General features: G+C 59.1%; 20 protein-coding genes and 1 tRNA gene. 10 read left to right on the top strand and 11 right to left on the bottom strand.

Annotated elements, in window-relative coordinates; genetic code table 11:
* Window positions 1-30: 30 nt before the first annotated feature.
* Complete coding sequence (locus NG895_RS10815) at window positions 31-516, top strand: hypothetical protein (RefSeq protein ID WP_252852499.1); 486 nt, start codon at window positions 31-33, stop codon at window positions 514-516.
* Between the two features lie 93 nt (window positions 517-609).
* A complete protein-coding gene (locus NG895_RS10810; protein ID WP_252852498.1) occupies window positions 610-1,104 on the top strand; it encodes a GNAT family N-acetyltransferase in 495 nt (164 codons plus the stop codon).
* Between the two features lie 50 nt (window positions 1,105-1,154).
* On the opposite strand, the gene NG895_RS10805 is transcribed toward NG895_RS10810, so the two are convergent.
* Window positions 1,155-1,604: an SET domain-containing protein gene (locus tag NG895_RS10805; protein WP_252852497.1), complete on the bottom strand. Its 450-nt coding sequence runs from the start codon at window positions 1,602-1,604 to the stop codon at window positions 1,155-1,157.
* The gene (locus NG895_RS10800) at window positions 1,604-1,993 is read right to left on the bottom strand and encodes an S-adenosylmethionine decarboxylase (protein WP_252852496.1); all 390 of its coding nucleotides are present in this window, start codon (window positions 1,991-1,993) and stop codon (window positions 1,604-1,606) included. The genes NG895_RS10805 and NG895_RS10800 overlap by 1 nt, the downstream gene beginning before the upstream one ends.
* Window positions 1,994-2,468: 475 nt before the next feature.
* On the opposite strand from NG895_RS10800, the gene NG895_RS10795 reads away from it, so the two are divergent.
* On the top strand, window positions 2,469-3,035 hold the full coding sequence (locus NG895_RS10795) for a hypothetical protein (protein WP_252852495.1): 567 nt from the start codon (window positions 2,469-2,471) through the stop codon (window positions 3,033-3,035).
* A 32-nt stretch (window positions 3,036-3,067) separates the two neighbouring features.
* On the opposite strand, the gene NG895_RS10790 is transcribed toward NG895_RS10795, so the two are convergent.
* Window positions 3,068-3,679: a MarC family protein gene (locus NG895_RS10790; protein WP_252852494.1), complete on the bottom strand. Its 612-nt coding sequence runs from the start codon at window positions 3,677-3,679 to the stop codon at window positions 3,068-3,070.
* Window positions 3,680-3,954: 275 nt separating this feature from the next.
* Between NG895_RS10790 and NG895_RS10785 the strand changes: the two genes are divergently transcribed.
* Together NG895_RS10785 and NG895_RS10780 are read left to right on the top strand one after the other, a co-directional pair.
* Entirely contained in the window at window positions 3,955-4,611 is a 657-nt protein-coding gene (locus tag NG895_RS10785) for a helix-turn-helix domain-containing protein (protein ID WP_252852493.1), read from the top strand.
* Complete coding sequence (locus tag NG895_RS10780; protein WP_252852492.1) at window positions 4,545-5,615, top strand: DUF1559 family PulG-like putative transporter; 1,071 nt, start codon at window positions 4,545-4,547, stop codon at window positions 5,613-5,615. The genes NG895_RS10785 and NG895_RS10780 overlap by 67 nt, the downstream gene beginning before the upstream one ends.
* Window positions 5,616-6,459: 844 nt before the next feature.
* Here NG895_RS10780 and rsgA read toward each other — a convergent pair.
* Window positions 6,460-7,587, bottom strand: coding sequence for a ribosome small subunit-dependent GTPase A (rsgA, locus tag NG895_RS10775; protein ID WP_252852491.1), 1,128 nt, complete (start codon window positions 7,585-7,587; stop codon window positions 6,460-6,462).
* Window positions 7,588-7,669: 82 nt separating this feature from the next.
* Entirely contained in the window at window positions 7,670-8,155 is a 486-nt protein-coding gene (locus tag NG895_RS10770; protein WP_252852490.1) for an FHA domain-containing protein, read from the bottom strand.
* Window positions 8,156-8,348: 193 nt separating this feature from the next.
* Between NG895_RS10770 and mnmL the strand changes: the two genes are divergently transcribed.
* The 4 genes from mnmL to NG895_RS10750 all read left to right on the top strand — a co-directional run bounded on the left by mnmL (window position 8,349) and on the right by NG895_RS10750 (window position 11,691).
* Window positions 8,349-9,365 carry a tRNA modification radical SAM protein MnmL/YtqA gene (gene mnmL, locus NG895_RS10765; RefSeq protein WP_252852489.1) on the top strand — a complete coding sequence of 339 codons (1,017 nt, stop codon included), beginning with the start codon at window positions 8,349-8,351 and terminating at the stop codon, window positions 9,363-9,365.
* A complete protein-coding gene (locus NG895_RS10760) occupies window positions 9,362-9,877 on the top strand; it encodes a DUF1572 family protein (protein ID WP_252852488.1) in 516 nt (171 codons plus the stop codon). Before mnmL ends, NG895_RS10760 begins: the two co-directional genes overlap by 4 nt.
* An 86-nt stretch (window positions 9,878-9,963) precedes the next feature.
* The gene (locus tag NG895_RS10755; protein ID WP_252852487.1) at window positions 9,964-11,034 is read left to right on the top strand and encodes a DinB family protein; all 1,071 of its coding nucleotides are present in this window, start codon (window positions 9,964-9,966) and stop codon (window positions 11,032-11,034) included.
* A 105-nt stretch (window positions 11,035-11,139) separates the two neighbouring features.
* Window positions 11,140-11,691, top strand: coding sequence for a hypothetical protein (locus NG895_RS10750; protein WP_252852486.1), 552 nt, complete (start codon window positions 11,140-11,142; stop codon window positions 11,689-11,691).
* Between the two features lie 21 nt (window positions 11,692-11,712).
* Here NG895_RS10750 and NG895_RS10745 read toward each other — a convergent pair whose 3' ends face one another.
* Window positions 11,713-13,542: an OPT family oligopeptide transporter gene (locus NG895_RS10745; protein WP_252852485.1), complete on the bottom strand. Its 1,830-nt coding sequence runs from the start codon at window positions 13,540-13,542 to the stop codon at window positions 11,713-11,715.
* Window positions 13,543-13,790: 248 nt separating this feature from the next.
* Between NG895_RS10745 and NG895_RS10740 the strand changes: the two genes are divergently transcribed.
* Window positions 13,791-13,864, top strand: a tRNA-Arg gene (locus NG895_RS10740).
* Window positions 13,865-14,165: 301 nt separating this feature from the next.
* Here the strand turns inward: NG895_RS10740 and NG895_RS10735 are convergent.
* From NG895_RS10735 to NG895_RS10715, 5 genes are all read right to left on the bottom strand, one after another.
* Window positions 14,166-14,564: a site-specific integrase gene (locus NG895_RS10735; protein ID WP_252852484.1), complete on the bottom strand. Its 399-nt coding sequence runs from the start codon at window positions 14,562-14,564 to the stop codon at window positions 14,166-14,168.
* A gap of 144 nt (window positions 14,565-14,708) precedes the next feature.
* Window positions 14,709-19,328, bottom strand: coding sequence for a lamin tail domain-containing protein (locus NG895_RS10730; protein WP_252852483.1), 4,620 nt, complete (start codon window positions 19,326-19,328; stop codon window positions 14,709-14,711).
* Between the two features lie 281 nt (window positions 19,329-19,609).
* Window positions 19,610-20,215, bottom strand: a complete 606-nt coding sequence (locus NG895_RS10725; RefSeq protein ID WP_341871447.1) for an IS3 family transposase — start codon at window positions 20,213-20,215, stop codon at window positions 19,610-19,612.
* Between the two features lie 24 nt (window positions 20,216-20,239).
* The gene (locus tag NG895_RS10720; RefSeq protein ID WP_252852481.1) at window positions 20,240-20,467 is read right to left on the bottom strand and encodes a hypothetical protein; all 228 of its coding nucleotides are present in this window, start codon (window positions 20,465-20,467) and stop codon (window positions 20,240-20,242) included.
* Entirely contained in the window at window positions 20,464-20,652 is a 189-nt protein-coding gene (locus NG895_RS10715; RefSeq protein ID WP_252852480.1) for a hypothetical protein, read from the bottom strand. The genes NG895_RS10720 and NG895_RS10715 overlap by 4 nt, the downstream gene beginning before the upstream one ends.
* Window positions 20,653-21,420: the final 768 nt, after the last annotated feature.

Raw genomic sequence — 21,420 nt, 5'->3', positions numbered from 1 at the left:
TACAGCAGAACCAAGCGAGAAAGTAGAGTTATGCCTACTTACCAAACCAATCAACATGGCCAGATTCCCTACCTGATATCGAGTCGTCGCCGCGAGTATAACGTGCGATGGTCGCTTCGGCTGCTATTGATCGTACTGCTGGCGGCCGGTCCCATCTGCGGGTGGCTGGCATGCATCGATTGGCAACACATCGTCTGGTTGGATTTGGCGCAGTTGGGTGTGATCGTTGGCTCGAGCGTGCTGCCTTGCGTGCTGGTAGCATCGATCCTGCAACAACTCGAAGGGCGGGCTCTGGTATCCACGGCTTTGGTTGTGGGAATTGTCGCAGTTATTTTCGCCATCTCCGCCGGTGCCACGCTTAGTGCAGTCCTCGAGCAGGATGAATTATATCGTAGTGGAAGAGTGAGTGGCGGGGTCCCCCCGCTCGAATTAGCGATGGCCGTTTCGTTTCTTTGCATGGGCCTTTCTGCGATACTTGGCACTCTGCTGGGGGCCTCAATGGGCGCTGCACGGTGAAGGAAGTGGTAGCAGGATACAGCAATCTGCTCCAGAAAAATGATGACGCGACCGGCAACCACCTGGCCGAAGCTACACCGACTTCCAATCACCATGGACCGTCTGACCATCCATACTGAAAGACTCCGGCTCACTCTCGAGTCGCTCGCAGCCACTCGGCAGCGAGTGCTGGCACTTCCTCCAGGTGTCCGCGAGCAAGTATCGGCCGACTATCTGAAGCTGTTGGACACCGCCAGCGATGGAGACTTCTGGGTACTCGGGTTCAATGTATCGGACCGCAAGACCGGTGCGACCGTCGGCCAGTGTGGGTTCAAAGGTCCACCATCCGCCGCTGGCATGGTCGAGATTGCCTACGCAATTGAGCCAGAGTTCCAGAACCAAGGTTTCGCTACCGAGGCAGCCGCGGCACTCACGCGGTTTGCACTCCAGCAGCCCGAGGTGCAAACTGTTCGGGCGCATTCGCTGCCCGAGGCCAACGCTTCAACGCGGGTGCTCACAAAATGTGGCTTTCGGCAGCTGGGCGAGGTACAGGACCCCGAAGACGGGCTGGTATGGCGTTGGGAGATCGGCGCAACAAAAAACGGCTAAGCCGCGAGCAGCCGCCCGCGGCTTAGCCGCCAGATTTCAATCAACGCTCGTTAGGCGACATTCGCCGCCACTTGGTCAACTTTACGACCCGCGATGTAGCCACGACAATTGTCGGCGCCACATGAGCATTCGAACGCGCGGTACAGCACGTCTTCGGTCACGTCGTAGTCCATGGTGAGCAAATCGCCCGGCTCGATATCCTTCACCGCGGTGTAGAGCCGCGTCTTCGGATCGAGTTCGGAGTTGGGGTCGCAGCAGTGCAACACCCGACCGGCAAAGTCGGGGTCGTCCAGGTGCCACCGCTCATCCATTTGCAGGCTGTACTGCGTCATTTCCGCGGTCAGGACGCCGTTCATCCGAAACAGCACGTCGCCGGCCTTGAATGCGCGCAGCACCAGCACACCCAAGCCGCGTTTATCGTCGACTTGGACCACCCGAAAATCCTCGGCCGATGGTTCGTCCGGGATGACGGGGAGGGATTCGGGATAGATTCTGGTCATTACTTTCTGTAGATCAGCTCCGTCTGAATGTTCGTGGGGGCAAGGAATTCGTCGAGCACACGACGCACCGTCGACTCCTCGAACGTCTTGCAGCTGAAGACATCGAGGTACATGTCGCGGTGAGCGTCGTTGGTATGGAACATGATCGCGCTCGTCTCGATCAGTTGCACACCCGACAGTCCAGTTTCGATCCCGCCACCAAAGCGGGCGACAATCGGTGGTCCGTAGCGAACCATGTCGATCTCGTCAGCCATGGTCTGCAAAAAGTGGTACATGCTCTCGATGGAGAGGATGTTTTCGTTGCAGCCCAGGGCCGTCACCAGCAGGTGCTGCCCGTAGTGGGCCTCGCCCTGATGTTGAATTCGGCGGTATTCAGTTAATACCTGCATCGTGCGTAACAGCTCCGAAACACGAGAAATGCAAAACCGGCGTCCCCTAACGCAACGTGCGCAGAACCTTCCGGCAACAGAGAGATAAAACCGTTGTTTGCCTATAATGGCCGCTTCTTCGGCCAGGCAGGTGGGGAAAAACATTGCAAAGAACGGTCCACGGACAGAGCCGTGTGATTGCGCAAATGTTATCGCCCACACCCCCCGTAGTCTATAGGGATAGCGGTAAGATTTCCCCAATTTCTCCCGGGGTGGGAGCTAGCAGTCGGGGGACGGGTGGCCAGGGGGATGAACGTGGCGCGGGCAGGATACCCTCAGGTTCCGTTCGAGGACAGCAAGAGCCATACTTTTGGCACCCCTACCAGTCACACCAAATGACCGAAACAGCATGGGCGTCGAGTATCAACACTATTTCATCGTTCGGGATCTAACCTGGATTGGCTCTGTGGAGATTGCCAGGAAAGTGGACCGACTGTTGGCCGAGTGGGAACTCAAGGCGGGAGCACCTCGGGTGTTCAACCTCGCTGACGGTTTGCCGACAGATTCGGCTTTGCTGGAGGAACTTCCAGGGAACGCAAACAACTTCCTCGTCCGCTATACAGGACTCGAGGGTGCGGTGGCTATCGAGCAGATTCTGGGGCCGTCGGTTTACCCCGAGATACCAGCCGGTGATCGCTATCTGCAGAGCATCGATCTGGTCATTGGAACTCAGTTACGGATTCATCCAAGCAATGAATATTTCTACATCGATGCTTCCGACTGTGAGACTCTAGCTGAGCCGTTTGGCGGATTGGCACCATTCTACGCCACAATGGCCAAAGCGGATGAACACAGTTACGCGAACTTGCGACTTGAACGTGAAGGAAAGCTCCCCTTCCCAGATGGTTTTGTGGGAGCCTGGCGTGCGGCGCTCGTCCTGGACTGCGGAAAGGACCTACCGAAGATTTTTGAGAAGTCCAACTCCGTTCCCGGTAAGCAATTCGTCTCCGGACTAGAGGCCACACTCGGAACATCCGTCGTGCAGATTGGACACATCTATTAGTCAGGCATCAATCGAACTAGTGTTCAATTACGCTACGACCCAAAGTACTCCTTGGCCCCCTCCAGCACGTTGGCGGCCGCCACCGAGGCGAGGATCAAGCCCATCACTCGACTGATGATGCTCGCCCCCCCAGTGCCGATAATGCGCGAAATAAATCCGGCACCCAGCATCAGACAGCACGCAATGGCCAGTACGACGAGCATCACGATCGAGGTCGTCACCTGGTCCGCGATGGTGCTCACGTCGTTCTTGGTGAGCAGTACCGCCGCCATCATGGCCCCGGGCGAAGCGATCGAAGGGGTGGCCAGCGGATAGATGGCCGTCTCGTGCACACTGGGGAGCAGTTTGGTTTCGCTTTCCGGCTTGCCTTCGCCAAAAATCATAGTCAGGGCAAACAGAAATAGCACGATACCGCCGGAAATCTGAAATGCCACCAGCGGCACTCCCATGGCCGCCAGCACAGCTTCGCCCGCTGCGATGAAAAACAGCAGTATCAGCGCGGCAGCTGCCGTGGCAATGAGGGCAATGTGCCGGCGTTCCTTCGGCGTCCGCTCTGCCGTGGCCGAGATGAAAACCGGTATAGTCCCGATGGGATCGATCACCGCCCACAGAAGCACAAACTTGCTGACGATATCTTCGGACATGTCCACTTGTTACCTACTCAAACGTGGAAGGATTGCCTTACGGAACAAAGTAGGGCGTATTGTAGCGAAATGTCGGCTCGCGGGGAGACATCACACGGACCACCGAAAGAGCCTCGACTTGCGAGTTCCCCTCACTTCGAGTGGTCCATCGGCCCTGGAAGTTTCGATGTAGCTACGCACCAGTGCCTTCGCAGTAGTAGGCAGCGGAAGACTACGCTATACTCGCGTACAATTGCAGACGGGCGCAGTATTTTCCAACAGCAGTCGGGGATGCCATGACTTGGAAAGATCCACCGCCGCGCACATCGCTCCCCGTTCTGGGGGACGACATTCGCAAACTGCGAAACGACAGAGGGTGGACGCAGCAACGCTTGGCCGAAGAGTCGGGATTCACCTCGCGGCTCATTCGCAAGGCGGAATCTGGCACTCCCCTCCACCCAGACACCATCGATATTCTAGCCGAGACGCTATCCACTCCCGAACAGCATCTGGCCCCCGAAGACCTGGTGTTCTCCGATGCCCTGGTGATCTCAACGTTCTACTTGGCACTAAGCGACTACGGTGCCGACGTTGGCTACAAGATGAGCCACCTGTTCGACGACGAACTGATGGTCTGGATCGCGGGCGAGGAAACGGGACTGCCGTTTGCGGGCGTATGGCGGGGGCTCGATGGCTTGCACGAGTACTTCAGTATCCTGCTGAAGTGTTTCACGTATCATGGAGGAGACAAAGAACCGGAGATTCTGCGAACCGGCGAAGATGTCTTTGTGATTGGTTCCACCTATTGGACGAGTGAGCACTCGAGCACGCCAGTCGGGGTGTGGCAGGTGAATCGATATAAGCTCAGGCGGGGGAGGATTCTTGAGTGGAAGAACTTTTACGATACAGCAGCTGCCGTTCGACTGGCCGACGGGCATCCCAAGTCCGAGTAAGCTCTGCTGACCAACCGCAACCCGGCGGCTTCACGCTCATCGAACTGCTGGTGGTAATTGCCATCATTGGTGTGCTGGTGGCACTGCTGTTGCCCGCGGTGCAAGCAGCACGCGAGTCGGCGCGGCGTACCAGTTGCGGCAACAACCTGCGGCAGTTCGGACTGGCCCTGTTGAACTACGAGGCGGCGCTAGAAATGCTGCCGCCAGGCGTAAAGGCCCAACCACCGTTCGGCCCTGCAGACATCACGGCCAACGCCAATGCATTGCTGTTGCCCTATTTCGAACAAGCGGGCCTCGCCAACCTCTACGATCTCAACCAGCCGTACTGGCTCCAGGGCAACGACGTGGTGCAGGCTCAGGTGTCCCTATTTCACTGCCCGTCCAATGGCGCCCAACTGTTTGTGAGTAGTGTTTTCGAGGATTTGGGACTGCCGATTGGCGACACCTTCGCCACGGTCGACTACGCCTACTCGCACGGCGTGACGGATGCCTGGTGCATCTCGGGCCAATACCCTGAGCAGTACCGTGGAGTCTTCGACATCGGCTACCCAAAGAAACTCCGCCAGATCTCGGACGGGCTGAGCCACACAATTGCCATGGGCGAGGCTGCCGGTGGCGAACGGTGGCCAGTGTGTGTGGGATTCGGCTGTTCGATGCCCGATGCCAGTGGCGCGTTGGCCGATTATCCCTGGGTAGTGGGCAACCTTCCGGCCGATTTCATGCTGCCCAACTTCGTGGGCAGTTCGATATTCGCCTCGACAACCGAATCGCTCAACAAGTGGCCCGTAACCCACACGATTCTCAACACGGCCGCAGCAACCGATTGCCGTGCGTCGTTTGAAGGCGGTTCGCATGCCACGAGCAACTTCCGCAGCGACCACCTAACCGGCGGCTGGTTTCTCCACTGCGATGGCTCGGCGCATTTTCTCGCTGGTGAAATAGAACCTGCTATTTATCGTGGCTTTTCCACTTATGCCGGCGGCGAACTCAACCCGAGTCCCTAAAAGGACTTGGCGACTGCGTTCCGGTGCGTTCCGCCTTTAATCGGTTGTCCCTACTCGGAGATGTGGTTAGCTTCATCAACAGAGCTGGTGGAACGCGCAGTCGCCATGTCGCCAATGAGATGGCCCGCATCCGCCTCTTCCCCTCCTTCCGTCCTTCCACTCGATGAGCCGGTCCCATTTGGCCATACTCCTCACCTCGCTATCTCCCGCCAGAATTGCTCAACTCGCGTTTCGTCGCGACACTCCTACATAACTTGCCTCAAGCCCCGGACCACCCATCTCTTTTAAGGGGGGCGGTGGGTGCGTTCCGGTGGCATGAGGCTAACACAAGTAGCAATGCCAAGGGTGGAAGATCTGCCAAATGCGTCGGTCGGAGCAGTCACTCCACACGCCATCTCACCACCTCAACGCTGCAACCTCGCGGAAGCCGACGATCGTCCGTCCGCTGAAGAATTCGGCGTAGGAGAACCGGGGGCACGAGCAATGGACGTCCAGCAGAGTGTGCGGTGGACGCACGCGGTGTGTCAAAAAATCGCGGTAGATTCCGCCCGACGAATGGTTCTAATAGTGGTTGCCGGGTGGTAGGGTCAGGAAGCCGGCACCAGCAGAATTGAGGAGCGGTGGAGACCAGGTTTATGCGATTCTTGGAGCCTTGCCGCGTCAGCCGGCAGGGTTTTGTCGCACCTGCGACAAAACGCGCGCAACAATTCGTGCGTTCGCGAGCCCCTCGATCGACATAACATTTGGAAGTACAAGGACTTGCGAGTATTGTCGCAGTGGGTGATCGAGCGAGTTTTGTCGCAGTGAATCGTTTTGCCGCGCTACTGCGACATTACCTGCGACATTAAGCCTCGTCGCCCGCGGCGATCTGCGTAAAGCTTTCGTACCGCCGGGTGTCGATGCGGCCGTCGGCCACGGCGTCCTTGACCGCGCAGAAATCCTCGTGCGTGTGGGTGCAGTCGGGGTAGCGGCACCTGGAGACGTACGGCCGCAGTTCGCGGAAGAAACCGGGCACTTCCTCGGGGATGACGTCCCACAATTGGAACTGGCGGATGCCAGGCGTGTCGATCACGTGGCCGCCAGATGCCAACGGAAACAACTCGGCGGTGGTGGTGGTATGGCGACCTTTTTGCGATTCGGTGCTCACGGTCTGTACGCGAAGGCCAAGCCCAGGTTCGATGACGTTCAGCAACGACGACTTTCCAACGCCCGATTGCCCGCTGAGCACCGTATCGCGACCGGCGAGCAACTCTCGCAGCTGGTCGATGTTCTGGCCCGTCGTGGCAGAGACCAGCAGCACCTGGTACCCGAGCTGGCTGTAAACGCCCACCAACGGCATCAGGTCGGCTGGCTCCACCAGGTCGACCTTGTTGATACAGACGACCGGTCGGATCTCGGTTTTCTCGGCCGTCAGCAGGAAGCGGTCAATCAGATTTGGCTTGATGCGGGGCTCGGCCGCGCTGGCCACTACGACAATTTGATCAACATTGGCTACCAACACGTGACGGCGGCCGCGACTGGTGCGGGAGAGCAACCCCCGTCGGGGCTCGACGCGTTCGATGATGCCTTCGCCATCGCCCTCGGGCCGGAACCAAACGTGGTCGCCGGCCGCAACGACATGCCGCTGATCGGTAGCCAGCGTCTTCAACAGCCGCCGTGTGGCACAGGAAAAGAGCTCGCCGTGGTCATCGCGAACGATGCTCACCAATCCTTGTACGCGAAGCACGCGTCCCGGTCGGCACACCGAGGTGTCGACATCAGGAAGGATGTACTCGCCGGCTTCGTCCTCGATAAGTTCGCCACCGACAACGGTCCGCTTGCGCGTGAGGTCCCCCTTGCCGCTGATGCGCTCGCCCTGCAGGTGATCCTCGGCCGCTTCGTCGCCATAGGAACGAGTGAGATCGTTCTCGCGCGTCCGCACCTCACGGTTCTTACGGAACGTCGCCCGTACCTTGTTTTTCTTACGGGCCATGGGCTAGATGCTGGGGCGCCAAGAAGCAAAGAGTCTGCGAAGTATCGAATGCAACATTTGACATTCCGACTTCGGCCTCTGCCTAGACTGGTTTATCCGGTAGGTCAATCTGGCCTGCACTGTGGTTCGTGGGGTCGTACCGCCTGCCGGCCTTTTCTGCCTCGGCCTTGGCTTTGGCCTCGAGTCCGGCGCGGGACAACAACGACTCGCCCAAGATCTCGCGAGTCAGATTGTCATCGGGCGGAGGACCGACGGCACCCAAATCGGCGGGCGAGTAGGTTACTTCGTAGCGGTGCTTGGCCACATGCAGGATGTCGCCTGGGTCGAGCCGCTTCTCCTGCACACGCACATTGTTGACTTTGATGCCGTTGCGGCTGCCCAGGTCGCGGGCGTACCAATACCCGCTATCGAGGGTCAACTGACAATGATGGGCCGACACATTGGCAAAGCGGAGGACGATGTCGCAGCTTTCGCGTCGGCCAACGAGCAACTGCTGCTTCTTGAGGGGAATGGTATCGCCTCCGCCCATGGGGATCAGTTCCCCAAATTCGGCGTCGAAGCCTTGCATGGTTGACCTCACTGGAAGAACACAAGAATATAACTGTTAATCACGCACGAAGGTCATAGAGGCCCTCAGGCCTGCATCGCTCGGCCGGTCTTGCCCCGTCCGGTCGCGCGATGATCGGGCCCCTCCTCATTTGGAGGAATAATGGCCCGCAACAAAGTCCTTCGCCAACCCCCTAATTTATTCGTCGCCCCAATTGCCGTCAACCAAACCACTTACGTCGACCGATAATTTTCCTGACTGGCGACAGTCAGGACTTCGCTACTACAGCTACCGATTCCGGCTGCGCGAACTTTTCGGCCATCGGGTGCAGAAAGTAAGCCTCGACGCAGGATTCACCTGCCCCAACGTCGATGGCACGGTTGCCAAGGGGGGATGCACGTTCTGCGACAACCGCAGCTTCAGTCCCAGCCGCCGGTTGCCACGGGCCGATATCCGGGGACAAATCGACCAGAGCCTGGCTCGCATGAAGGTTCGGTATGCCGATTGCGAGCATTTTCTCGCTTATTTTCAGCCGGCCACAAATACCTACGCCCCCGTCGACCGGCTTCGCGACTTGTACGAGCAGGCCCTCGAACACCCACAAGTCGTCGGTCTGGCGATCGGCACCCGCCCCGACTGCGTGCCAGAAGAGGTAATTGCACTACTGAACGAGTTTGGTGAGCGCAGCTACGTTTCGGTTGAATACGGCATGCAGACTATACACGACCGCTCGCTCGACTGGATGAACCGTGGTTGCCACCACGATGCGATGCTCGACGCGATGCGGCGCAGCCAGGATCGAAGGTTCGAAATTTCCGCCCACGCCATCCTGGGCCTACCGGGTGAATCGCACGACGACATGCTGGCCACGGCCCGCGAACTGGCCAGGCTCAACGTCGACGGGGTGAAGCTGCACAACCTGTACTGCGTGAAGAACACCAAGCTGGCCGACCAGTTGGCAACCGGCGAAGTAACCCTGATGGGCCAGGACGACTATGTGCGAACGGTGGTCGATTTCATGGAACTGTTGCCCCCCACGATGGTCATCGAACGCATCAGCGGCGACGCCCCACCCGACTATTTCATCGGCCCGGAGTGGTGCCTGAACAAAGGAGCGGTGAAGCGAGAGATCGATGCGGAGTTCGAGCGACGAGATACCTGGCAAGGGAAGTTTTGCAGCTCGACTCTGCGGGCGGAAGACAGTGCAAGTAGAGAACAAGAGACATCATGAGCGTAAGTGACCAACTAAGCCTGGGCATGCGGCAGGGAGCTTGTCGTTCGCTCGATGGTTCGATGCGGAAGATCGGGCATTGCCTTGATCAATTGACCGAAGACCAATTGTGGTGGCGGCCGGCCGAAGGATTGAACTCCGTCGGCAACCTGATGCTGCACCTCGCCGGCAACCTGCGGCAATGGGTCGTCGCCGGTGTGGGCGGAGCCGTCGACAACCGCGATCGCCCCAGCGAATTCTCGGCCGACCGCACACTGGAGAAAGAACAGCTCTGGACGATACTCCAAACGGCCGTCGAAGAAGCCAAACAGGCGATTCTCGCCACCAGCGACGCCGACCTGATCCGCCAAAGATTGGTCCAAAACTTTGAAGTCTCCGGCGTCGAGGCCATTTTCGACAGCGTCCCTCACTTCCAGGGCCATGCGCAGGAGATTATCTGCCTCACAAGGATGCAGTTGGGGGATGGTTACGAGTTCGCCTGGGTGCCGAGGACGCCGGAAGAAGGGCTGTAGCGATATCGCATACATCGCTGATGCTCCCGGACTCGGCCCCCATCGACCTCGTGCAATCGAGTGCTTTATTTGCATCAAGGACACCCATGCAATACACCACCATCCTTCAAGACATGTTCGCCCACAACGACTGGGCGAACGCCAAGCTGTACGACTTGTCGTCCGATCTCACCGACACGCAACTCGATGAGCCGCGAGAAATGGGGTTTGGGTCGCTGCGTAATACGCTGTTCCACATGCTCGAAGCGGAACGCGTGTGGCTCGGGCGGTGGCGTGGCGAGCCGGCTCCGCCGCTCGCGCGGGACGCCGAGGGCCTCTCGATCAGCGAGATTCGTGCGCGGGCCGCCAGTGTCGCCTCAGATCGAAACGAGTTAGTCGCCAGCGAGGCGACCGATAACTTCACGCGGCAAGTCACTTTCAAGGATGGCCAGCAGAACGAGTGGACCTTTACGTTGGGCGACCTGATGAACCACGTGGTCAACCATGGAATGCATCATCGGGCGCAAGCGCTCAGCTACTTGAAATCGTTCGGCCGCAAGGTGCCGGGTGGGTTGGATTACCTCTTCTATAAGATCGCCTATCCCTCGTGCGAGGTGCCCGAAGCAAGTTTGCAACCGCTGCGATCCTATGGACTGGAGGTCGCCACTGCCGAGGGTAGAATCCCACATTTCGACCGCTCGCGGATCGAGTTCTACTTTGCCTACAGCGAGTGGGCTATGGACCGGGTGTTTGCCGGCGCCGCGGAACTCGCCGAACCGCAGTTGGATCAGGCGTTCGACATGGGCACCGGCTCGCTCCGTAATAACCTGCAACACATGATCGACGCCGAGCGATGGTGGCTGGGCAACTGGGCCGCCGATCGTTCGGCATTCCCCCGCGGCGAGGAACCTCGGTCGCTGTCTTCCATGCGTGAACAGTACGCCATGGTGTGCGGCCAGAGAAACCAGTTTATCGAGAGCCTCGATGACAAATCTGCCGACCGCATCGTCTATGTTGCGATCGGCGGCCCCGAGAACTGCTACCGAGTAACCGAGTCGCTGGTGCAACTCTGTGGTCACGGCACGCACCATCGAGCCCAATGCGCCAACATGCTACGTCAATTGGGCATCGCTGTTGGCTGGCTCGACATTGTGCAATGGCTACGGGAAGAGAAGTGATTTGGCACCCAGCAGAATCGCTGGCAATGCTGAACTATGCTTTAAATGCGAGCGTCCCCAGCGAGCCATCCCGCAGCCAATGATCTGAGTCGGAGTCCAAGCCCCATGCTTCAGGGCATTGCCATCGTCGTACTATCGATCCTCGCCGCGGTCACCTACGGTGTGGTACACGACCAGTTCACCGCGCGGATTTGCATCGAATATTTCACCATTGGCCACCCGCCCATCTTCACGGTGCCAGTTACGTCCCCGACGATCGTGGGCCTGGCCTGGGGCGTGCTCGCCACATGGTGGGTCGGTGCCGGACTTGGCGTGCCCCTGGCCATCGTCGCTCGCGCCGGAAAGCGGCCAACGCGGGATGTTGGATCGCTCGTCAGGCCGATGGCCATCTTGATGCTCACCATCGGAGCACTGGCAGCGTTGGCTGGTGTCGCAGGCTACTTCGTCGCTCGCAGTGGCGCGGTGTTCCTGCCGGAACCAATGGCGTCACGCATACCGGCCGACAAACATGTCGCGTTCCTCACCGACTGGTTCATCCATATGGCCAGTTACCTGTTCGGCGCAATTGGCGGGCTGGTGCTCATCGTGATGACGTGGCGGTCGCGGGCAAAGCTTGCCGCAAGCGAAGAGAATTCGCCGAGTGACTTCGAACCTTAGTGACGAACGGCACCGCGGCCATCAAGCCCCGAAAAGCAACTCGCTTAATGTCGGAACACCGAGAATCGTAAGCACGGCGTTCACGATTCCCATTAACCCCTCGCCGGCGATCAGGCCCGAGGCGATCGCAAAGTCGAAGTTGCGGCACGACTGCGGCGACAGCCACTTCCAGATGAGCCAAATCACCAGGCCGTAGACCATCACCAGGGAATAGTAGGGCGGCACGATGAACGCAATGCCAAGCGCCAAGCCGCTGGGTACGTAGGGCCCGATCGATTGAAAACGCCGCAACACGGCGAGCACCACGCCCACCACCGCGGCGGCCATCACAATGTGCGGACTGTAAGGTGGCAATGCCCCAAAGCCCTCGGCAAGCAATTCGGCCATGGCCTTCCAAGCGAACGCTGCCGGGGCAGGCAACCCATCTTCACCGCCAATGGTGTAGGCCTTCGTAAACAGCATGTAGGCCGGCACTACAAACACGATACCCGCCAGAATGCCGATGATCTGGGCAATAAACTGCTTGCGAGGCGAAGCCCCTAGCAGGTGGCCGGTTTTCAGGTCCTGCATCATATCGGCCGCCTGCGATGCCCCGGCACCGGTGATCGCCGCACACATCAGATTGGTGGAGATCTGCCCCGGAGCGAAGCCACCAAACACCAACTGGGTGACTTTGCCCATCCCGCCAACCGGATTGATGTCGGTTTCGCCCGTTGATCTAACGGCCACAACCGACAGCACCGACGACAGTGCGATAGCGAGCAGCGAAAAATACCAGGCAATCCCGAACACCAGCTGCGCGATAACCATCGTAAGGAGCGAGCCAATCGCCAGCCCGATGATCCACCACATGTTCGGAATCGACTCGGCGCTATCATCCGAGCCACCTTCGGCAGCGGCCGCTACTCCCTGTAGGGCGCGAATAAACGTCCGCCAACTGAATGCCACACTGGCCAGCGCTTCGCTAACCATCAGCGCCACACCGGGCCAGAGAATCCAGCCCCGCGGGCCATCGCTATAGCTGTTCACCTCGCCAGGAGCCCAGCCTTGCGACTGGGCGAACGGTCCGAGGATGCCCCAACCGATAATCGCCCCGCCCAGCAGCGAGAGCACCACGCGTGGCCCGATCAGAAAGCCGGCCCCCAACAACGCGGGGCCAAGGTACACTTTGAAACCCCAGGCCGACATGGTCGCCAGCACCGCCACTCCCGTCCATTCCGCGATCGGGGGCTGTTCGAGTTCAGGGACGAAGTAGTAGGCCAGGGTAAACAGGCCGGCGAACAAACCCGCGAACAGCAGCACCCGCGCCTTGGCGATGGCAACCGACGCCTCGCTGTACATGGCGGTGATGGTTTCGGCCGTGGCGGTGCCGGTGGGGAACTTCAGTTGGTCTACCAGTACCATCTGTCGCCGCAGCGGCACCGCGAAGAACACTCCCAGGAAGGCCACGGCCAGCGACCACAGCATCAGTTCCCACCAGGTGATCTGGTAACCCATCAACTGCATCGCCGGTATTGCCGCAACCAGACCTGCTGCCGATGCCATCGAGCCGGCCGCCGATCCAGACGTCTGGGCGATATTGGTCTCCATCACGGAAAGCCGATCGTTGATCACGGCAAAGAAAGAGAAGCCCAGCACCGCCGAAATAATCGAAGCGCCAAAAGTCCAGCCAATCTTCAGGCCGATGTAGATGTTGGTGCAAGCAATGATGCTACCAACCAGGCATCCTGTGACAATCGCCCGGAACGTAAGCTGCGGGCCGTCCGCCCACTGCTGGCGTTCATCCTGAACGGGTTCTTCGGGAAGTTCCGGTTGGCTCTGCGGCGATGCAAAGGGCGACTGTTCGTCCATAGCGGATAGACACTCACGATGCGTGTGGCAATTGGGCGCGGCCAGACAATCGGCACCGCCGAAATTCGCGCCCGGCAACAAAATCTGCCCTAGAGAATAGCCAAATTGTAGCACCCGCCGCCCGACTCCACGACGCCCCGCCCCGCGCCCACGGCGAACCTTGACCGGGTGTCAGGCCTCTCTTGCAGAACCGAGGAGATTCGGGCATGATATGGGTTTCGCCCACAGGCTCCGGCCCCAAGCGGTATGCACCCCTAGCTCAACTGGATAGAGCATCGGACTACGAATCCGAAGGTTGCAGGTTCGAATCCTGCGGGGTGTGCTCAGAAGCCTCTAAGGAAACTACGGCTTTTTGGGTTCTGCGATTCCCGCTGCTCTGGCTCCTTGCGTAACTCCTTGTCCAATACCCTCCAGAGGTCGCTTGCAGCCGTTCGGGCGGACTGTTGCACGTAGTACGTCATTGTAGTTTGGATGTCGGCGTGTCGTATTAGCTGCTTTAACTGGGCGGGCATAACCCGCGTGGACCAGCGGGAGCCAAACGCCCGCCGCAAGTCGTGGGCGGTGGCAGTTTTGCCGTTCGCCGGATCCACAACCACGCCGGCTGCGGAGCCGATGCGGGCTATCTACTTGCCGACGAAGTTCGTCACGTAGTTGCGTTTGGCTGTTGCCCTGTTGATTACGGTGCAATCTGGGCGAATCGGAGTGAACACCCAGCCGGATGCCCGCTCGAGCGGTTCCAGCAGTTGCACAGCCTCGGGAGCCAGTGGAGTTTGCTCCACGCTTCCGGACTTCTGCGATTCCGCATCGAACGCCAGAACGCTGTGCTTGCCATCCAACACGACGTGGACCCCATCGGGTTGATAGTCCCAGCGGAGGGCGAGAGCTTCGCTTGGGCGGAGCCCTGTTGCCCACAAGCCGCGAAGTAGCAACTTCCACGAGTCCGCAGCCTCCGGGCGAACTGCTTTGTCCACAGCAGCCAACAGCCGTTCGAACTCCTCAGTCGTGATCGGGCGCCCCTTCACTCGCAACAGACTTAATTCGATTGGGGGTTGGCCTGGACGCAGGGGAAATAGAAGTAGAAAGTTGGGGAAGCCGCTGGCATCGGGTGTTGTAGCTCCTCGTTTAATCCAGCGTTGGGGTATTTGGCACTTTCGCGGATCCTGACTTCACGCAAGTTTTAGAGCCAGTATGTCGAACTCGAAGGCGAGGTTGGTCGCCACTTCGTCTTCATGATCTGGGTCGAATCTGTTTTCATCCGAGTCGTCGGGAGACCAGTCTTCCGTGGTGAGCGACCCTTTCGCGGGCCGCTCAGACTCGTCAAGTAACAACAAGGCCTGATCCGTGGTGCTTGGTGTCAGATCGGCGCTGACGGCGGCCGCGTAGTCTAGTGTGGTTCGAGTCGCGGGCGATACCCACGTGGCGAGGGCTACATCGACGAGGGCCGCTTGCGACATCGGGCTATCGGCCGTCTCGCCGGTGATATCCTCATCGAGCCGCAGCGCGATGCGGCCTAGCTCCGTGTCGCCGTACACCAGCGCGGCTACAGGACGCGTCGCCCCCAGATTGTTCCGCCAGACTACGTAGTCTGCCAGGTCGACCGAACCGTTGCCGTTGCCATCGGCTCCGCTGCCGGGTGACGTGGGCATCTGGCCGAATTGATCTTTCCACACTTGGTAGTCCAACTGATCGACGGTACCACTATCGTCGTAGTCGCCTGCGAGTTGTACCACGGATTCGCCACTCCAGCCGGGGGAACCTCCGTCCACGGCGCTGGCCCGCCAGTTTGTCGGATCATTCGGACTGCCTAGCGGGTCGATGATCTCCAGCGAAGGTCCGTCGCCGTCGGCCGCAGCGGGCCACGGGTCGGAGTCGCCGTAGGTGAACGAGAGAATCTCGGCCCCACTGGCTGCTAGGAGGGTCAGTGTCTCGCCGCCGTTGCTCAGGTTAGCATCGCCATATCCGATAGGAGCGAGATTGATACCGGTTCCGTAGATCGATTCGAACACCGAAGTATTACGGGCAATCACCAGGTACTCACCAGGTGCCAGAGACATGCCATCAGCAAACACATACGGATTCGAAGCAAAGTCTGCCAGCTTTATGCCCGCCAGGTTGACCGTTTGTGTGCCTGTGTTATAGATCTCGAAGAATTCCTGATCCGATTCGTCCACCAGACCGGGGTTGTTGGGATGGTAATGCAGTTCCGTGATGGCTAGCGTGGGGACGTCGATCGGCGGGGTAGTCACAAACTCCACGGGATCCGACCAGTGACTCCAGCGACCTTGGTCATCCTGCATCCGCACTCGCGCACGATAAGTATGACCTGCTTCGAGGCCACTGACGGTCAGGTCCAGAGTGTCGTCGAACGTCGTCAGCTCCTCACTTTCCCAAATCGAATCGATCTCGTAAATCCACGGCTCGGCGGGATCGAAGCCGGGGGTATCGGGATTCGATACCTCGGCGAGGCGCCACTCCATGGCGTTGAATCCCGCTTGTGTGCTGAAAAACGGGCTAGTGGTGAACTCAAGTCCGCCAATGGGATAGCCAGCGTCACCCGAATAAGTAAGGGTCGGAGTTTGGGGGACCAGCCAGTCGTCAGTCAGGATATTGCTGTCGATCCATGCGCCTCGCGTACTGGCGTAGTCGACGAGTAACTGCATCATTCCGGCGTAGCTACCAAAGCTGAGAATGCCGCCACCCCCGGCATAATAGCGCCCGACGTTCGCTTTGTTCAAATTCACGTACGACGACGTCATGATGGGGTTGTAGTCCCACATCGCCCGATCAGCATCTACCAGCGAAGGTTGTCCAGCGGTATAGACGAACGACGCCGTCTCTTCCACCAGCAAGCGCACTTGGTCGGCATTGAACAGCAGATCGCGAATCTCGCGCATACGATTGCGGTACTCGGCGTTGTACTCTGGAATTCGGAGCACCCGATTCCGGAACGGCTCATTGCCGTCGCCATACATGTTGTTGGCCCAGGTCAGGTCGAGATCCCAAGGAACGGTCTCCCACTTATCGGTGTCGGGATTGTGATAGAAGAAGTAGTTCTTGCCAGCCCCGATGTCATAGTGGTGAATGCCATCGACAATCGAACGATAGCTGTAGTACTGTTCGAGATCGAGATTATCGTCCCACCACTGGGCGGTTTGCGTACTGTTTTCGTAGGCGGTCTTGAACGCTATCAGATCGGACGAATCGTTCGGCTGAGGGTAGTCTCCCTGGTTGTTTAGTTCGCCACCGATGCCATTGACGCCGGTGCCATTTTCCATTTTGTACAGATTGCCATCGCCCAAGTCGTGATCGTCCAAGAAGTTGTCGTTCAGCTGTTCGATCGCCAGGTACAGGCCCTGGAAGTCGCTGCCAAACTGACTGCTGCCGTTTTCGTCGGCGTCTTCGATAATACGAAAGCTGACGTAGTTGGTATTCGACGCCGGCACTCCCGCCAGGTTGAACAACTTGTAGCCAACCGATTCGAACAGGCCTTGTTCGCCGCGGTGCCAGAAGTCGCCCTGCTGGACAATTGCACTCAGGTTCAGTTTGCTCCAAGGCACTTTGTACGTGTTGCCGTAATCGTCGCGGGCTTGGAAGTCGTGACCTCGGTTGAAGTCAAACTTCCACATGTTCTTGCCCATCGAGTAGCGCCACACGCCGCCGCGAGCACGAAACCGGATGTGGTCGTATACGATGCCGTCGTACACCAGGGCACCATGCCACAGGTACTCGCTGCCGCCGTACGCGGGGGTATTCGAATCGGGAATGTGCTGCGAATCTTCGTGGGCTTGGCGGGTGGTGATCAAATGATACGTGGCCACCGAGTCCAGCAAGTCGCCTGAATACGTTATGTCGGGCGTGACACCCGGCCGGGCGGCGGCGGTCCAATCGGGTGTATCACCGTAAACAAAGTAAGCAAAGTTCGGTTGTGAGTCGTCCTCGTACGGCACGGTGACACTCGCCCCCAGGGTGTCCTCGACGGTCACGCGGTACCGCACCAGCCGCCGATGCGTTTGCAGGCTACCGGGCAAGATGGCGGTGTAAATATCGTCGCCGGCGGTGACGTCGCCATTCGTCCCATCGTCCACCATGGCGAGGGTGGTCCAGCTGGTCAGGTAACGAGGATCGTCTATGGCAATGTAATCGCCCGGGTTCACCAACTGGTACTCTAACTGCACCGCGCCGATGCCATCCGGGTCGGTCGCCTTCACCGTTACGGTAATGTCTTCGCTCGGCTGCGGCTGAATCGGGTAGTGGTCGACCTTGCGAGTCTGCGGCGGCGCGTTGATGGCAAACCCGGCGTTCGATGCCCCCGGCGTCACGGGTGCCGATCGCCAGCTCCCGCCGAGATCGTTCTCGAGCGTCGGGTTGATGAGTTGGATCGACTCGCCTGGCACGTCGCCGACCGTGGGCCAGGGGTACCCCAATTGGTAATCGACTTCGTCCTGCAGATCACCATTGGCGTCTCGCAGCCGGAGCACTTCGCCCTCGTTGCTCAGGCGACCATCAAACGGCCCCACGGCAGGCACACCAAACTGGCTGGTGAATTGGCCCACATGCTGGGCGATCACCAGGTACTCGCCCGATTGCAGAACGGTGCCATGGGGCAGCGTGAACTGAACGCCACTGTCGAGCTGCCAGCCCGACAGGTCTACTGCCGAACTGCCGGCGTTGTACAGTTCGACGAACTCCAGCGGCTCGGAGTCGTCTCCCACGTCGTAGCCAATCTCGTTAATCAGCACCCCTTCGCCAACCAGCAGGGCAAAGCTGCCGCTGAAGGCGACCAGCGGTTCGCCCGAGTCGCTGCCTCGCATGGCTCCTTCGGCCAGGCTGACATGATGCACCCCGTTGCCAGCGATCGCTGGCAAAGTGAAGCGGACGGTATCGGCGTCGAGCAACTCGAACGCCGTGGCCGGCTGTCCATCGACCAGCAGGTCGCTGGCGTCTATCGTGGCCGGATTGACGGGTTCGCTGAAGTCGACGGTGTAGGTGGTGGGCAGCAAAGTCAGAAGTTGGCCATCGGCAGGGTCGGTCGCTTGCACGCGGAGTCCGCTGGCGTACTCGACCAGGCGAACCCCGGTCAGGGCGTAACCTTTCGAGCCAAATAACGCGCTGCCCGACCCGACACCCGGAGTCGAGCCACGATATTGCTCGGACACGATCTCAAACTCGCCATCCTGTCCCGGATCGATGGACTGCCACTGGGCGACGAAACCTTGACTGGACTGGTGGTTTTCGCCGGTCCAGATCGCCACCTGATTGGCAGGCAAGCCGGCGGTGACCACACCAAGGCCTGTGCTGTGAGCTGGTGTAAATGACTCGGCCCCCACCAGCGTCACCAGCGTCCAGCGATTGGTGTAACCGGTGTTACCGCGGATGGTGGTACCGGCAAAGTCGTAGTCGGCATCGGGGTCCAGGCCCGAAAAGTTGTGCCGATACCAATCGTTGCCGCTCAGCGCGAGGCTGCTCCCGAACGACGAGCTGAAATCGACGTAGCCATCAAATAAATTGCTCGCATCCGTCCCCGCGGCCGGCACGCCGGTGGTGGTTTCGTACGACACGCCTTGGGAAGTGGTCGTCAGCGTGATCGAGGTGGGAGCGCCCGTTTGGCTGTCGAGCAAGAAACCCGAATTGTCGCCATTGGTGGCGTAGCTTGTGACGTATTGCCCGGTAGCGGGACCAGCAACGTGATCGTTGTAGGCAATAACATCGCCCGCCAACATCATGCGTGCTTCGAGCATTTCGAATCGTCGCACCCGCCGCTGCATCCCTTTGAGTTGTGCAGGCACCCAACCGCCCCTCCGCCCCAGATACTTCATTCGATTGATCGCTCCCTATCAACTGCTCAATTCTAGCGGTGCACGCCACGCGACTCGAGGCAAGCTGCCCGGATGTCGGCAACTCTGCCCCAAGGGACAAGAGAATCTGGCGGGAAGACCACCAAAAGATCAACTTGTATAGTAAATCGTCGCGGCCCCCAAAGCAAGGAACTTGCCAGCGATGCAAGACCAATCCGGAGCCTAGATGCCACGGATCTGCCTCTGAACGGCGTTTGGCTAACCGCGCGGACTCAGGCGGGATTCACACGATGTCCACCCATCGAAACACTGGAGACGGGACTCTCCCCCATCCCTGTGCGAGCGCTGGTGCCTGACTCTGTGGGATGTGCACGTGTGTGTCGGCATTGACAGTGCTTCGTCCACACGTGCTTCAGACTCCAGAAGAACCGCTCGGCCACGGCGTTGTCGTAGCAGTTGCCCCGGCGGCTCATCGAACACTCGATGCCAAGCGTCTGCAAGGTCCGTTGATAGCTCTCACTCGTGTACTGACAACCGCGATCACTGTGATGCAGCAGTTCGCCACGCTGGGGGCGGCGCGACTCGATGGCTTGACGTAACGCATCGCTCACCAGCGGGGTGGCCAGCGAGCGACTCATCGACCAACCTACCACCTCGCGGCTGAACAGATCGACGACGACCGCCACGTACACCCAACCAGCCAGCGTCGGCAAGTACGTGATGTCGGTCACCCATTTCTGGTTCGGACGCTCCGCATCGAAGTCCCGATCCAAGACGTTCGGCGCTGGCCGTTTGGACGGATCCGCCTTGGTCGTCGTCGGCGTGAACCGCTTACGGACTCGGCTTTTCAGGCCCATTTCTTGCATCGCTCGGGCCACGGTGTTGCGACAGGCCGTTTCCAGTTACTCTCGCTGCGCGAGTTCCTGGGCGACCTTGGCTGGGCCGTACACCGTGTGTCGCTCGTCGAATACTTGCCGAATCGACTGGTGAATCTTGGCCGTTCGTTCGGCACGCCTGCTCGGCGGACGATCGACCGAGGCGTAGTAACCCGAGCGGCTGACCTGGAGGAGCTGGCACATCAGGGCCACCGGAAAGGAGTCGCGATGTTCGGTGATCCAGGCATACTTCATGTCGACTCCTTCGCGAAGTACGCCGTGGCTTTTTTTAGGATTTCAAGTTCCAGTTCGGTCCGTTTGAGTTGTTTGCGGAGCCGAGCAATCTCGGCTCGCATCTCCTCGACCGTGGCGTCGTCACCACACGGCTCGGGCGGCGGAGCCAGCTTGCGATGCCAATCACGCAGAGTCGCATCGCACACCCCCACCGCAGCACAGCTGACTTGAACGAATAACCTTCTTCAACCACCAGCCGCACCGCGTCTCGCTTGAACTCATCGCTATACATCGGCCGCTGCCGCTTCGCTTGCGCGTCCATGTTTCCGACCTCCTAAGGGAACCATTATTTCGGCTCCCGCCACTGTCCGAAAGTCTTGGGCTATCGCAGCCGGGAGTGCCTTCCTATCTCTTAATTCCTCCAATCATTGACTTGGCAGTCGAACTAACCTATACTTCAGGCGTTCAGAAAGCATGGGCGGCGCGTTTATCGTCGCTGGCAGGTCTTAATCGAGTCGATGCACGGGTCCCGTTGCTGATCCACTTCGAATCGAGCCTGAAGCTGGGCCTCGCAGTTGAATCTGCCTTCTACCCCCGCTTGATTCGAGCCTCGGATTTTATTCCTTGGAATTGCTCCTTCTGACTATCGCTGTTCCAATGGGAACGACGCGGAGAAGCCCGCTCCTGGAGCACAACGATGCGGCTCTTCGTTTTGAGTTTAATTGGATAGTGCTAGCAAACATCAGTAGTGTGACAAAACTGTTTCTTACGGGATTCGCCCTCGCCACGAATAAGAGCGAGCTGGAACGCTTAAGAAATCGCAAACGTTTATTCATAAAGAAAACATGGAGAAAATCATGAGACCAAATGAAGAATTGGAGTATTTCAACGCGCAGTTGAAGCGGGTTCGAAACGAGCACTCCGAGGCACCGACGATACTTCGCCTTTCGAATGACTGCCTGCGTAGATTGTCA

Origin of the sequence: Aeoliella straminimaris (assembly GCF_024054565.1) — a bacterium.
Classification (GTDB): domain Bacteria; phylum Planctomycetota; class Planctomycetia; order Pirellulales; family Lacipirellulaceae; genus Aeoliella; species Aeoliella straminimaris.
This window is presented reverse-complemented; position numbering and strand designations above follow the sequence as displayed.